This window comes from Nocardioides sp. (assembly GCF_041600255.1).
Taxonomy (GTDB): domain Bacteria; phylum Actinomycetota; class Actinomycetes; order Propionibacteriales; family Nocardioidaceae; genus Nocardioides.
On the sequence record NZ_JBFIKK010000096.1, the window covers coordinates 1 to 13,376 of the forward strand.

14 protein-coding genes are annotated in these 13,376 nt (G+C 70.3%); 1 reads left to right on the plus strand and 13 read right to left on the minus strand.

Annotation, left to right across the window (positions count from 1 at the left end):
* The 9 genes from ABZE72_RS11870 to pafA all read right to left on the minus strand — a co-directional run.
* Positions 1–2,701: DEAD/DEAH box helicase (locus tag ABZE72_RS11870; RefSeq protein WP_372729241.1), on the minus strand; the 2,701-nt coding region annotated here is incomplete at its 3' end.
* A 36-nt stretch (positions 2,702–2,737) separates the two neighbouring features.
* The gene (locus ABZE72_RS11875) at positions 2,738–3,619 is read right to left on the minus strand and encodes a diacylglycerol kinase (protein WP_372729242.1); all 882 of its coding nucleotides are present in this window, start codon (positions 3,617–3,619) and stop codon (positions 2,738–2,740) included.
* A 10-nt stretch (positions 3,620–3,629) separates the two neighbouring features.
* Positions 3,630–4,067 (minus strand): hypothetical protein, encoded by a 438-nt coding sequence (locus ABZE72_RS11880; RefSeq protein WP_372729243.1) that lies wholly within the window; start codon positions 4,065–4,067, stop codon positions 3,630–3,632.
* Positions 4,064–4,924, minus strand: a complete 861-nt coding sequence (gene tatC, locus ABZE72_RS11885; protein WP_372729244.1) for a twin-arginine translocase subunit TatC — start codon at positions 4,922–4,924, stop codon at positions 4,064–4,066. Before tatC ends, ABZE72_RS11880 begins: the two co-directional genes overlap by 4 nt.
* A gap of 9 nt (positions 4,925–4,933) precedes the next feature.
* Positions 4,934–5,215: a Sec-independent protein translocase subunit TatA gene (locus tag ABZE72_RS11890; RefSeq protein WP_372729245.1), complete on the minus strand. Its 282-nt coding sequence runs from the start codon at positions 5,213–5,215 to the stop codon at positions 4,934–4,936.
* Positions 5,212–6,249: a helix-turn-helix transcriptional regulator gene (locus tag ABZE72_RS11895; RefSeq protein WP_372729246.1), complete on the minus strand. Its 1,038-nt coding sequence runs from the start codon at positions 6,247–6,249 to the stop codon at positions 5,212–5,214. The genes ABZE72_RS11890 and ABZE72_RS11895 overlap by 4 nt, the downstream gene beginning before the upstream one ends.
* The gene (locus ABZE72_RS11900; RefSeq protein WP_372729247.1) at positions 6,246–7,217 is read right to left on the minus strand and encodes a helix-turn-helix transcriptional regulator; all 972 of its coding nucleotides are present in this window, start codon (positions 7,215–7,217) and stop codon (positions 6,246–6,248) included. Before ABZE72_RS11900 ends, ABZE72_RS11895 begins: the two co-directional genes overlap by 4 nt.
* Positions 7,218–7,244: 27 nt before the next feature.
* Positions 7,245–8,192, minus strand: coding sequence for an FKBP-type peptidyl-prolyl cis-trans isomerase (locus ABZE72_RS11905; RefSeq protein WP_372729248.1), 948 nt, complete (start codon positions 8,190–8,192; stop codon positions 7,245–7,247).
* Between the two features lie 110 nt (positions 8,193–8,302).
* Complete coding sequence (pafA, locus tag ABZE72_RS11910; protein ID WP_372729249.1) at positions 8,303–9,664, minus strand: Pup--protein ligase; 1,362 nt, start codon at positions 9,662–9,664, stop codon at positions 8,303–8,305.
* A gap of 134 nt (positions 9,665–9,798) precedes the next feature.
* Between pafA and ABZE72_RS11915 the strand changes: the two genes are divergently transcribed.
* On the plus strand, positions 9,799–10,383 hold the full coding sequence (locus tag ABZE72_RS11915) for a hypothetical protein (protein WP_372729250.1): 585 nt from the start codon (positions 9,799–9,801) through the stop codon (positions 10,381–10,383).
* Between the two features lie 15 nt (positions 10,384–10,398).
* Here ABZE72_RS11915 and prcA read toward each other — a convergent pair whose 3' ends face one another.
* From prcA to dop, 4 genes are all read right to left on the minus strand, one after another.
* Positions 10,399–11,211 (minus strand): proteasome subunit alpha, encoded by an 813-nt coding sequence (gene prcA / locus ABZE72_RS11920; protein ID WP_372729251.1) that lies wholly within the window; start codon positions 11,209–11,211, stop codon positions 10,399–10,401.
* Positions 11,208–12,059, minus strand: a complete 852-nt coding sequence (gene prcB / locus ABZE72_RS11925; RefSeq protein WP_372729252.1) for a proteasome subunit beta — start codon at positions 12,057–12,059, stop codon at positions 11,208–11,210. The genes prcA and prcB overlap by 4 nt, the downstream gene beginning before the upstream one ends.
* Before the next feature lie 4 nt (positions 12,060–12,063).
* Positions 12,064–12,261, minus strand: coding sequence for a ubiquitin-like protein Pup (locus ABZE72_RS11930; RefSeq protein ID WP_372729253.1), 198 nt, complete (start codon positions 12,259–12,261; stop codon positions 12,064–12,066).
* A gap of 52 nt (positions 12,262–12,313) precedes the next feature.
* Positions 12,314–13,376, minus strand: a 1,063-nt coding sequence (dop, locus tag ABZE72_RS11935) for a depupylase/deamidase Dop (protein WP_372729254.1), incomplete at its 5' end; no start/stop codon positions are given.

Here is a 13,376-nt window from a genome sequence, read left to right on the forward strand (position 1 = left end):
CCAGGTCGAGCAGCTGCTTCATCCAGCGCACGAAGTCACCGGCGGCCATCTCGGTGTGGCTCAGGACGTCGTCGAGGTCGTCGCCCTCGGCCCACCGGTAGGCGATCCACGCGAAGCCCAGGTCGGGCTGGCGCAGGAAGTCGAGCTTGTTGTCCCGCTCCAGGGCATCGAGCTCGGCCCAGAGCCGGACCATCTCGCCGATCGCCTCCTTGACCGCTCCCCCGGGGATGCGCGGGGACGACGCGTCGTCGGGTCGGCGCGCCTCGAAGACCAGCACGGAGAGCGCGGCGGCCAGTTCGGAGGGCGACAGGGCGTCCCAGAGGCCGTGTCGCAGCGACTCAGCGGCCACCAGGTCCATGTCGGAGTAGAGCCGTTGCAGGTGGCGCCCACGCGGGGTGACCGTGTCGCCGTCGAGGTACTCCAGCGCGGTGAGCACGTCGCACACCCGGTCGAACTGTCGCGCGATCGTGTTGGTGCGTTGCTCCACCCGCCGCTTGAGCGTCGCCGAGTCGCGGTCCAGCTTGAACCAGCGCTCGGCCCAGCGAGCGTGGTCCTCGCGGTCCGGACAGTCGTGGCACGGGTGTGCCTTCAGCTGGTTGCGCAACGAGGTCAGCTCGGCCTCCACCTGGCTGTCGACCGGTGGGCGGGCCGAGCGCGCCGACGTGGTCGGTGGGGGCGTCAGGTTGTGCGTCTTCGACCGAAGCGCAGAGGCGAGGTCGCGTCGCATCTGGGGGTTGCGACCACTGAAGTTCTTCGGGATCTTCAGCCGGGTCACGGCCTCGACCGGGGTGGGGAAGTCGATCATCGCCAGCCGTCGAGCCTGGCGGTCCTGCGTCACGACGTACGGCCGCGGGCCCTCGGGCGAGAAGCCCGGGTCGACCACGACGGCGAAGCCCGCGAACTTGCCCGTCGGCACCTGGATGACGTCGCCCGGCTTGAGTCGGGCCAGCGAGGCCAGGGCCTCCTCGCGCCGGTCGCTGCGCCGCGCCCTGCTGGCGCCCTTCTCGGCGTCGCTGATCCGTCGCCGCAGGCGTGCGTACTCCATGAAGTCGCCGCGGTCGCAGGCCGCCGCCTCGGCGTACCCCTCCAGCGCGTCGGTGCTCTTCTGCAGCTGGCGCGCCAGCCCGACCACCGCCTTGTCCGCCTGGAACTGCGCGAACGACTGCTCGAGCAGGGCACGCGAGCGCTCCCGACCGAAGTGGTGCACGAGGTTGACCGCCATGTTGTACGACGGCCGGAACGACGAGCGCAGCGGATAGGTCCGGGTGGAGGCCAGCCCGGCCACCTCCTGGGGGTTCATCCCCGGCTGCCACAGCACGACGCCATGGCCTTCGGTGTCGAGTCCCCGGCGCCCGGCACGACCGGTCAGCTGGGTGTACTCCCCCGGCGTGATGTCGGCGTGCGTCTCACCGTTCCACTTGGTGAGCTTCTCGATGACGACCGTGCGGGCCGGCATGTTGATGCCCAGCGCCAGCGTCTCCGTGGCGAAGACGGCCTTGCAGAGCCCGCGCAGGAACAGCTCCTCGACGCAGTGCTTGAAGGCCGGCAGCATGCCGGCGTGGTGGGCGGCGACGCCGCGGGTCAGCCCGTCCAGGAACGTGTGGTAGCCGAGCACCTCGAGGTCGTCGGCGGGCAGGTGGCGGCAGCTCTGCTCCACGAAGGCGTGGATCTCGTCGCGCTCCTCCGGCGTGGTCAGGCGGACGCCGGCGTTGAGGCACTGGGTGACCGCCGCGTCGCAGCCGACCCGGCTGAAGATGAAGGTGATCGCGGGCAGCAGACCGCCGCGGTGCAACGCCTCGAGCACGTCGACCCGGCTCGGGATCCAGACCCGGCGACCGTTGCCGACCTGCTTCGCGCCGCCCTTGCCGCCCTTGCCGCCGGCCTGGGACCGGCCGCGCGGGGAGCGTCGGTCCTTGATCCGACTGCTGGCCCAGTCGTCGCGCGCGATCTTGAGCAGCTCCCGGTTGACCGGGGCGCCCTCCTTGACGAAGCCGGCCTTGGCATCGACGTCGGAGTCCGCGAACAGGTCGAGCAGCCGCTTGCCGAGCATCACGTGCTGGTAGAGCGGGACCGGCCGGGTCTCCTCCACGATCGTGGTCGTCTCGCCTCGCACGGTGGCGAGCCAGTCCCCGAACTCCTCGGCGTTGGAGACGGTCGCGGAGAGCGAGACCAAAGCCACCGACTCGGGCAGGTGGATGATCACCTCCTCCCACACGGCGCCCCGAGCCCGGTCGGCGAGGTAGTGGACCTCGTCCATCACCACGAAGCCCAGACCCTCGAGCGTCCGGGACCCGGCGTAGAGCATGTTGCGCAGCACCTCGGTCGTCATCACCACGACCGGCGCCTCGCCGTTGACCACGTTGTCGCCGGTCAGCAGGCCGACCTTGTCGGCGCCGTAGCGCGCCACCAGGTCGTGGAACTTCTGGTTCGAGAGCGCCTTGATCGGGGTGGTGTAGAAGCACTTGCGGCCGGTCTCGAGCGCGAGGTGGACGGCGAACTCGCCGACGATCGTCTTGCCCGAACCGGTCGGCGCTGCCAGCAGGACGCCGCGCCCGTCCTCGATCTCGCGACAGGCCCGGCCCTGGAACTCGTCCAGCGGGAAGGAGTACAGGCTCTGGAACTCGCGGAAGACCGGGTGCTCACGACCGGTGCGGTAGTCGGCGTACCGCTCGGAGGGGGACATCTCGTCGGCCGTGCTCATCTGCTGCACCTCGGGGTGGGCCTCATGCCCGCCAGCCTAGGCGAGGACCGTCAACGCTCCGGGAGCACACTCGACGGTGAGGGGCAGCGGCCCGAACCGCTCCCCGTCCGCGTAGGAGACCACGCCGGGGGCCGCGACGGTGACCGAGCGGACGAGGTGGTGCTCGTACTGGGGGATCGTCACGTGTGTGCCCTTGAAGAGTTTCGGATAGGTGCGCAGCAGCTCGGGCTTGGTCATCGGCTTGATGATGACCACGTCGAGCAGTCCGTCGTCGAGGACGGCGCCCTCGGTGATCCGCAGACCGCCCCCGAACGACGGCCCGTTGCCGACCGCGACCAGCATCGCGTCCACCCGCCGGGCCTCACCGTCCAGCTCGAGGCGGTAGGAGAGCGGCTCGAACGTGCGCAGCTCCGCGAGCGTCGCGACGTTGTAGCGCATCTGCCCCTTCGGCCAGCGCATCGCATTGGCCCGTTCGTTGACGATCGCGTCGAAGCCGGCGGCGAGCACGGTCACGAAGTACTTCGAGCCGCTGCGCGCGAGGTCGATCGTGCGCGTGCGACCGGCGATGATCCGGTCGGTGGCGGCGAGGGGATCGCGGCGCGGCAGGTCGAAGTAGCGAGCCACGTCGTTCCCGGTGCCGGCCGGCACCACCCCGAGGACGGTCGGGGTGCCGGCGACCGCCTGGACACCGAGATGGACCATGCCGTCGCCGCCGACGACCACGAGGGACTCCACTCCCCCGGCGACACTCGCCCGGGCCAGGTCGAGGCCCTCGTCGGCGTCGCGGCCGAGCAGGTCCCGTACGGCGAAGCCGGCGTCACGCAGACGTCCGGCCACGACGTCGTGGACCCGGGCGCCCTTCCCCTTGCCCGCGGTGGGGTTGGTCAGGAGGGCGATCTCGCGACGATGAGCGGGCACGCGGCCGACCCTAGCGGCCGCGACCTGCGTTGTCCGCGCCGATCCGCAGCCGTGCCGCGTAGTGGTCCGGCGTGGCGCCCACGGCCTTGGCCAGCCGACTGAGCGCGTCGAGGACGAGGTCGGCGGTGAAGGTGGTGCCGGGCACGGAGAGGGTGAGCCGGGCCTCCGGGTCGTCGCCCAGCGCGATCAGCAGGATCTGGTCGTGTCGCCAGGCCTGGTGCGCGCGCAGCCGGGTCGCGTCGTCGGCCACGGGTCGGGGGTACGCCTCGTCGATGGCCAGCAGGTCGCAGGGGATCTCCTGGCCCTGGGCCGGGCCGGTCAACCGGCCCAGGACGTGGTGCCCGGTGCGGATGCCGACGTCGGCGCTCCAGGTGACCTCGACCTCGCCCAGCCACTCGGGCTGGTCGAAGGGGTCGAGCTCGACGGCTCCGGAGCTGGCGGCGCTCACAGCGGGGACAGCTCGTCGTCGGCCCAGGTCTCGCTCGTGGCGGCGCGACGCTGACGCAGCCGGTCAACCGTGCGGGCGATCAGCTCCGCCAGCAGGAAGAGCAGCAGCATCGGGGTGGCGAGCATCAGCATCGAGAACGGGTCGGTCGAGGGCGTCGCGACCGCCGCGAAGATGAAGGTGCCGATGATGATCCAGGGCCGGTACTTGGCGATCTGCTTGCCGGAGACCACACCGGCGAGGTTGAGCATGATCACGAAGAGCGGGATCTCGAAGGCGATGCCGAAGACCAGCAGCATCCGGGTCAGGAAGCTGAAGTACTCACCGAACTCGACGAGGCTCTGCAGCGAGGCCGGGGTGAACCCGATCAGGACCTCGAGCCCCTTGGGGAGCACGTAGTAGCCGGTCGCCACCCCGACGATGAACAGCGGGCCGGCGACGGCTGCGAAGACCCGCGACCAGGTGCGCTCCTTGGCGTGCAGGCCCGGCACGATGAACGCCCAGATCTGGTACAGCCAGTACGGGCTGGAGGCGACCAGCGCGGCCACCGCGCAGAGCTTCAGCTGCAGCATCAGCGGGCCGGTCGCCCCGGCGACGTACGCCGTGGTCTGGGTCTTCTGGTCGAGCGCGAGGCGGGCGTCGTTGTACGGCTCGAGCACGAGCTGGAGCAGGACGTCGTAGAAGAACAGGGCGACCACGAAGGTGACGACCAGGAACAGGACGGCCTTGATCAGCCGCGCGCGCAGTTCACGCAGGTGGTCGGAGAGCGCCATCCGGCCGTCGGCTCCGACCGGGTGCACCGGAGTGCCACGCAGCAGGCGGGCGAAGCCGCCCACGGTCGCGCGGAGAGAGCTGGCCACCGTGGACGATCAGGCGGTGGTGTCGTCGCGGCGCTCACGCGCGATGCGGTCGGCCTCGGTCTCGGCGTCGAGACGGGCCTGGCGCTCCTTGAGCTCCCGCTGTTCGGGGGTCGCCTTCGGGTCGTCGTCCTCGTCGTCCATCAGGCCCTTGGTCTCGGCCTTGAAGATCCGCAGCGCACGGCCCGACCCGCGAGCGAGCTCGGGGAGCTTGGAGGCACCGAACATCAGGACGATGACAGCAAGGATGATGATGAGCTCGGTGGGGCCGAGTCCAGCGATGAGCGGGTTCATGACGTCCTCACGTGGTTGGGCGTGTCATCCCTCATCGTACGCCGGGTCTCGGCATAGAGACCGAGCGCGGCCCGCGCGGACGAGATGAACGTCTGGTGGAACTCCGGGGGGCTGAGCACCCGGGCGTGGGGGGCCAGGCGCAGCAGGAGCCGCTGCAGCCAGCGCTCGTCCGCGACGAACAGGTCCACCTCGAGATGACCCTCGGCCACCGCCCGCACCTCCTCCACGGGGTAGTACTCGACGATCCACCGTGCGGCGGGCGCCACGAGCAGCGTCACCGAACGGGTCTGCGCGGCACGGGCGAACAGCCCGTCGCCCAGGTCCCGGGGCGCCTCGGCAGGGGTCTGCACGGTCGCGTCGAGCACCTCGGCCTCGTGCACCCGGTCCAGGCGGAACCAGCGCGGCGCCTCGGCGGTGTGACACCAGGCGTCCAGGTAGGCCACGCCCTGCGCGCTGACCACGCCGCGCGGATCCACCGTGCGCCGGGACTCCTCGTCACGCGAGGGGACGAAGTAGGTGAGCCGCACCTGGAGTTGCTGGTCGACGGCCTCCTGCAGCCGGGCGCGCAGCCCGGCCACCTCGGCGGACTCGGGCTCGTCTCCGGGGTCGATCCGGGCGTCGAGGCCGTGACCGGAGCCCTGGGCGGCGGCCGCCTCCAGCTTCGCCAGGGCGCGGTCGACGACGGCGCGGGTCTCGTCGCGGGCGCCGTTGCGCAGGGCCCGTAACGCCACGATCATGGCGGTCGCCTCGGTCGGGGAGAGCCGCAGCGGCCGGGAGAGGTAGTCGGCGTTCGACACGCGGATGACGCCCTCGTCCTCCAGCGCCTCGAGGTCGACGTCGATCAGGTCGTCGGGATAGCCGCCCGGCAGGCCGCACATCAGCAGCACCTTGAGGTCCTTGACGAGCTGCTTGGCCGGCACGCCCAGGACTGCGGCCGCGTCGTCGAGGCGGACCTGGCCGTGGGCGTGCAGGAAGGGCACCAGGGTCAGCAGGCGGGCGACCTGGTCCTTGGCCCCGAGCGAGACCGGAGTCATCGAGCCCCCTCCACGGTCGCGCGCAACCGGTCCACGACCGCCTGGCGCAGGTCGGCGGGCTCCTCGACCAGCACGTCGTCACCATGGCCCAGGACGTCGTCGGCCATCCCCACTCCCCCACGCTCGATGACCACGCGGTCCCAGGCGGTCCGCTCGTCCGGCCCCTGCACGTCTGCCGTCACGGTGGTCGCGTTGCGACGCAGGGCGTGGCCGGAGCCCCGTCGGACCAGCAGGACGGCTCGGCTGGTGGAGGGCGGGGGCGCCAGGCGTTGGGCGACGGCGCGGACATCCGTCCCCGGTGGCACCTCGTAGGAGCCCGGGACACCGATCCGGCGAGCCTCCCCGACCACCCGGGAGAGCCGGAACACCCGCTCCTGCTCGCGGTCGGTGTCGTGGCCGACGACGTACCAGCGGCCGGAGTAGCGCACGACGCCCCACGGCTGGACGTGGCGGCGACCCGGAGCTGCCTCACCGGAGCGTTGGTAGTCGAACTCCACCGGTTGCCGCTCCTGGGTGGCCTCCCAGAACACGTCGAAGGACGGCTCGTCGGCCGTCAGTCGGGGCTCGGCGATGTCCAGCGCGGCCACGTCGAGGGGCACCCCGAGCGCGGTCAGCTTGCGCACGGCGTCCGTGGTGGCCTCGGCCAACCGAGCGTGCTCCCAGACCTTGGCGGCCAACCCGATGACGGCGGCCTCGTCGGCCTCCAGGCTGATCTCCGGCAGCGCGAACTCGTCGGGACGGATCCGGTAGCCGGGCTCGTCGTCGAAGAAGGCGTCCATGCTGCCCACCTCGATGGGGACGCCGAGACTGCGCAGCTCGTCCTTGTCACGCTCGAACATCTTCTCGAACGCCTCGTCGGACGCCTCGGGGTAGAGGATGCCGCGGATTTTCGCCTTGGAGACGTAGTGCCGCTGCACGAGCAGCATGATGAGCAGGTTGAGCAGTCGCTCGGTCTTGCGGACCGTCATGCCACCCTCCTCGTCACGCCGACTCGGTCAGTTCGCGCCGAGGATGTCGACGACGAAGTAGATCGTGTCGGTGCCCTTGATGTTCGCCTGCTCGTTGCCCTGCTTGCCGTAGCCCTCGCGCGGCGGGATGCCGAGGATCAGTCGGCTGCCGACCCGGGCGCCCACGATCGTCTTGTCCCAGCCGCTGATCAGCTCGCCGGCGCCGATGGTCCGGGAGAGCGGGCTGTCCCCGCTGAAGCTCTCGTCGAAGGGCTTCTTGGCGCCGTACACCTGTCCGAGGTAGTCGACGGTCACGGTCTGGCCCTTCTTGACCTTCGCACCCGTGCCCTGGATCAGGGTGGCCGAGCGCAGGGTGCCGTCGGGGGCCGGGGCCTTGCCGAAGTCCAGTGCGGTGACGTCGCCGTCCTCCTCGACCAGGCTCGGCGCCCAGGCCGGCGCGGCCTGCGGCTCGCCCTCGGGGCCGTCGAGCACGACGTTGATGCTGATCAGGTCCACGATGACCAGCACGGTGTCCTTGTTGCCGATCCCGAGCTGGGGGTTGCCGGCGTCACCGAAGGCCAGGTCTGCGGGAGCGGTGACCGCCACCCGGGATCCGACCGTCTGGCCCTCCAGCGCGTCGCCGAAGATGGGGCTCAGGGTGTCGTCCACGGTGACCAGCTCGGGCTTGCCCTCGTCGTAGGTGCTGAACGACTGCTCCTGGGTGAAGCCGTTCCCGATCCAGATGTGGGTGAAGACCTGGTCGCCGGACTCGACCTCCTCCCCGTCGCCCTCCTCGAGGGTGGTGGTCTCCAGCTCGTCGGCGCTCATGTCCGACTCCCAGGTGACCTCCGGGGCCTCGCCGACCGAGCCCTCGATGCTCACCGCGTCCAGGCCGGTGGACGGGCCGCCGTCGGCGTCGTCGCCGCACGAGGTGAGCACACCTGCCAACAGCAGCGGGATCAGGACGAGCGGGAGACGACGGGTACGTCGGGTCACGGGGTTCACCTTCGCAGAGTTCCGGGTGGGGTCGGCCGGGCACGCGGCACAGCGCCGTTCACCCTATCCGCCCCGGGCACCCACCACGCGCAGGCGGTGCCGCCTGGGGATCACATGCCGTCGATGAGCCGCTGCACCCTCTCGTCGTAGGCCCGGAACGGGTCCTTGCACAGGACCGTGCGCTGGGCCTGGTCGTTCAGCTTGAGGTGCACCCAGTCGACGGTGAAGTCCCGCCGCCGCTCCTGCGCCTTGCGGATGAACTCCCCCCGCAGACGGGCCCGGGTGGACTGCGGCGGCACGGTCTTGGCCTCGAAGATCTTGAGGTCGGTGGTGAGCCGGGCGACCTTCCCCCGCTTCTCCAGCAGGTAGTAGAGCCCCCGACCGCGGTGGATGTCGTGGTAGGTCAGGTCGAGCTGCGCGATCCTGGGGTGGCCGAGCGAGAGACCGTGCTTGGCCCGGTAGGACTCGATCAGCTTCCACTTGATCACCCAGTCGATCTCGCGGTCGACCAGACCGAGGTCGTCGGACTCGACGGCCTTGAGCCCGCGCTCCCACAGGTCGAGCGCCTGCTCGATCAGCGGTGTGCCGATCTGGCGCCGGTCCACGAAGTCCCGTGCCTTGGCCAGGTACTCCCCCTGGATCTCCAGGGCGCTGGCCTCGCGGCCGTTGGCGAGGCGGATCTTGCGTCGACCGGTGATGTCGTGCGAGATCTCCCGGATCGCCCGGATCGGGTTCTCCATCGTGAGGTCGCGCATGACCACGCCCTCCTCGATCATCCGCAGCACCAGGTCGCAGCTGGCCACCTTGAGCATGGTGGTCGTCTCGCTCATGTTGGAGTCGCCCACGATGACGTGCAGCCGCCGGTACTTCTCGGCGTCGGCGTGCGGCTCGTCCCGGGTGTTGATGATCGGTCGGCTGCGGGTGGTGGCGCTGGAGACGCCCTCCCAGATGTGTTCGGCGCGCTGGCTCACCGAGTACGTCGCACCGCGCGGCGTCTGGGTGATCTTCCCGGCGCCGACGACGATCTGGCGGGTCACCAGGAACGGGATCAGGATGTCGGCCAGTCTGCTGAACTCGCCGGCCCGGCCGACGAGGTAGTTCTCGTGGCAGCCGTAGGAGTTCCCGGCGGAGTCGGTGTTGTTCTTGAACAGGTAGATCTCGCCGGCGATGCCCTCGTCGTGCAGGCGCTGCTCGGCGTCGAGGAGCAGGCCCTCGAGCACCCGCTCCCCTGCCTTGTCATGGGTGACGAGCTCGGTGATGTCGTCGCACTCGGGTGTCGCGTACTCCGGGTGGCTGCCCACGTCGAGATAGAGCCGAGCCCCGTTGCGCAGGAAGACGTTGCTGCTGCGCCCCCAGCTGACGACCTTGCGGAACAGGTAGCGAGCGACCTCGTCGGGACTGAGCCGGCGCTGGCCCTTGAACGTGCACGTGACGCCGTACTCGTTCTCGATCCCGAAGATCCGACGGTCCATGGCGTTACCCTAGCCCTCGGCAAAACCGGGGCGAGCCAACTCGCCTCGCCGATCTCGGGATCCTTCGCACTCGCAGGGACTCCCTCCACCACCGCAACATGGGAGTACGTGTGTCCGTAGTCAGGAAGTCATTGGTGCTCGGCACCACCCTCGGAGTGCTGGCCGGCGGGGCAGTCCACGCCCCGGCCGTCGCCGCCGAAGGGCACCGCAACGGGTGCGATCCGCAGTACAGCAAGACCACCACGAAGGGGCAGACGGTCTGGGTGCCCAGCAGCCGGTCCGCCGGCCCGTTCCAGTGGGGTGGGAGCCAGTCGCTCTCGGCCTCCGACGGCGAGCTGAGCGCCACCAGCAAGGGATCGGCCGACACCGTGGGTGGCTCGGCCGGCATCAAGTTCGGGATCGGCGAGGCCTCGGCCAAGTACGACCGTCAGTGGAACCGGAGCACCACCACCAGCAAGTCCGTCACCCAGACCTTCACCACCCACAGCGGCGAGGTCTCGCGCAAGGTGCACTGGCGCTGGCGCCTGTACATGCGTGGCTACATGTTCACGGCGGTCAAGACCAAGCACATCCCCACGCCGTGCATCGACGCCGGCACCTGGAAGCGCAAGATGCGCGTCGTCGTACCGACCAAGGCGAAGCTCTTCTCGTTCTCCCTGGAGCGCTACAAGTACCGCAACCAGATCAAGAACAGCGCGGGCCAGCCGATCAACCCCTGAGGGCTGATCGCTCGCTCAGCCGGCGGGGGGCGGGGCCACGGGTGGCTCGCCCTCCGACGGCTGGTCGGCGGTGCTCGCCGGTCCTGCCGGGCTCACCTCCGAGGGGCCCTCCGGTCCCCGGTCCGCGAGCAGCTCGGAGATCCGTGCCGGCCGGACTCGGCTGAACTTCCGGGACTGGCTCCGGTTGCGGTCCAGGACCGCGACCTCGAGGTCGTCGGCCGGGATGACCCGGTCGCTGGCCTCGCCCCGGTCGTCGGCCGTGTGCCCCAGGGCGGCGACCGCGACGTGGAGGGCCTCGCTCAGCGGCGCTGCCGGGGTGTAGTGCTCCCGGAGGTACGCCGCCACCGTGTCGGCCGCTCCGCCCATCACGGCGTAGCCGTGCTCGTCGGCGACCTGGCCGTCGTAGGTCAACCGGTAGATCTGGTCGTCGGCGGGGTCGTCGCCGATCTCGGCCACGAAGATCTCGACCTCGTAGGGCTTCTCCCCGCCGCTGGAGAAGATCGTGCCCAGGGTCTGCGCGTAGGCGTTGGCCAGCCCACGACCGGTCACGTCGCGGCGGTCGTAGGCGTAGCCCCGCATGTCCGCGAGTCGAACCCCGGCGATCCGCAGGTTCTCGAACTCGTTGTAGCGACCGACGGCCGCGAAGGCGATCCGGTCGTAGATCTCCGAGACCTTGTGCAGCGCCTGGGAGGGGTTCTCGGAGACGAACAGCACGCCGTCGGCGTACTGGACGACGACCACCGAACGGCCCCGGGCGATGCCCTTGCGGGCGAAGTCGGCCCGGTCCTTCATCAGCTGCTCGGGCGAGACGTAGAACGGCGTGCTCATCGCTGGGTCCCCCCGTCGAGTGCGGCACCGGGGCCGTCGGGCCGGGTCATCCGGCCGGCGATCACCCGGTCGGCGATCTCGGCGACCTCCGCGTCAGGCATCCGTCGTCCGCCGTCGGCGGTGATCACCTGGACGACCGGGAAGATCCGGCGGGCCAAGTCAGGACCACCGGTGGCCGAGTCGTCGTCGGCCGCGTCGTAGAGCGCCTCGACGACCGCCTGCACGGTCTGCTCGGCGGTGAAGTCCTCGCGGTAGAGCTTCTTCAGCGACCCGCGGGCGAAGAGGGACCCGGAGCCCACCGAGTGGAAGGCGGTCTCCTCGTAACGGCCGCCGGTCACGTCGTAGCTGAAGATCCGGCCGTTGCCGTGGACCAGGTCGAACCCGGCGAAGAGCGGCACCACCGCCAGGCCCTGCATGGCCATCCCGAGGTTGGCGCGGATCAGGGCGGCGAGGCGGTTGGCCTTGCCGTCCATGGAGAGGGTGTTGCCCTCGATCTTCTCGTAGTGCTCGAGCTCGGTCTGGAAGAGCCGGACCATCTCGACGGCCAGCCCGGCGGTCCCGGCGATGCCGACCGCGGAGTACTCGTCGGCGGGGAACACCTTCTCGATGTCGCGCTGGGCGATGATGTTGCCCATCGTCGCTCGTCGGTCGCCGGCCATCACCACGCCTCCGGGGAAGGTGGCGGCCACGATGGTGGTGCCGTGCGGAGCGAGGTCGCCGAGGTGGCCCTGCGGCAGGGCGCGGCGCGAGGGCAGCAGGTCAGGCGCCTGGACGGCGAGGAAGTCGCTGAACGACGACGTGCCGGGCACCAGGTAGGCCGCCGGCAGCCGGGGGCTGTCGGAGGTCATCGGGTCACTCCCCGCCCTTCTGGATGAAGGACTTCACGAACTCCTCGGCGTTGGACTCGAGGACCTCGTCGATCTCGTCGAGGATCGAGTCCACGTCGTCGTCGAGGACTTCCTTGCGCTCGGCGACGTCGGTCTCGGGGGCGACCTCGGTCGTCTCCTCGCTCTCGGAGGACTTGCGCGGCTGCTTCTGCTCCTGTGCCATGGTCCGACCCTAGCGAGTGCGTGGTTCCCGGACGCGGGACTGTCCCGGGAAATCAGTGGGTGAGTGCGGCGAACAGGTCTGCCGCGGTGTCGCAGCGGTCCAGCAGCTCCCCCACGTGGGCCTTGCTGCCCCGCAGCGGGTCGATCGTCGGCACGCGCTGCAGGGACTCGCGACCGGGCAGGTCGAAGATGACGGAGTCCCAGGAGGCGGCCGCGACGTGGGCGGCGTACTTCTCCAGACAGCGGCCGCGGAAGTAGGCCCGGGTGTCCGCGGGCGGGTCGTGCATGGCTGCCTCGATGGCGGCGTCGTCGAGCAGGCGCTCCATCCGGCCGGCGCCGGCCAGGCGGTGGTACAGGCCCTTGGCGGGGCGGATGTCGGAGTACTGGTAGTCGATCAGCTGGAGCTTGGCGTCGTCCCAGGCCAGGCCGTCGCGGGAGCGGTACTGCTCGAGCAGCTTGAGCTTGGCCACCCAGTCGAGCTCCGTGGCGCAGAGCATCGGGTCGCGTTCGAGCCGGGTCAGCACCGACTCCCAGCGCTCGAGGACGTCGACGGTCTGGCTGTCGGCGTCGGCGCCGAGCCGGTCCTCGACGTACTTGCGGGCGAGGTCGAGGTACTCCATCTGCAGCTGTACGGCGCTCAGCTGGCGACCGTCCTGGAGCGTGACCAGGTGACGGAGCGTCGGGTCGTGCGAGACCGCACGCAGGGCGGCGACCGGGCCGTCGACGCTGAGGTCGCGGGTGATGAACCGGTCCTCGATCATCGCCAGCACCAGGGAGGTCGTCCCCACCTTCAGGTAGGTCGAGACCTCGGACAGGTTGGCGTCGCCGATGATCACGTGCAGGCGCCGATACTTCTCGGGGTCGGCGTGTGGCTCGTCGCGGGTGTTGATGATCGGCCGCTTCAGGGTGGTCTCGAGACCCACCTCGACCTCGAAGAAGTCGGCGCGCTGACTGACCTGGAAGCCGTGCTGGCGCCCGTCCTGGCCCATCCCCACCCTGCCGGCGCCGCAGACCACCTGGCGGCTGACGAAGAACGGCGTCAGGTGACGCACGATGTCCACGAACGGCGTGGAGCGGCGCATCAGGTAGTTCTCGTGGGCTCCGTAGGACGAGCCC

Coding starts and splice junctions, on each gene's coding strand:
- pafA (WP_372729249.1), bottom strand. CDS start 9,664: ATGGACCGTCGGATCTTCGGGATCGAGAACGAGTACGGCGTCACGTGC.
- prcB (WP_372729252.1), bottom strand. CDS start 12,059: ATGACCTCCGACAGCCCCCGGCTGCCGGCGGCCTACCTGGTGCCCGGC.
- ABZE72_RS11930 (WP_372729253.1), bottom strand. CDS start 12,261: ATGGCACAGGAGCAGAAGCAGCCGCGCAAGTCCTCCGAGAGCGAGGAG.
- ABZE72_RS11890 (WP_372729245.1), bottom strand. CDS start 5,215: ATGAACCCGCTCATCGCTGGACTCGGCCCCACCGAGCTCATCATCATC.
- ABZE72_RS11895 (WP_372729246.1), bottom strand. CDS start 6,249: ATGACTCCGGTCTCGCTCGGGGCCAAGGACCAGGTCGCCCGCCTGCTG.
- prcA (WP_372729251.1), bottom strand. CDS start 11,211: ATGAGCACGCCGTTCTACGTCTCGCCCGAGCAGCTGATGAAGGACCGG.
- ABZE72_RS11900 (WP_372729247.1), bottom strand. CDS start 7,217: ATGACGGTCCGCAAGACCGAGCGACTGCTCAACCTGCTCATCATGCTG.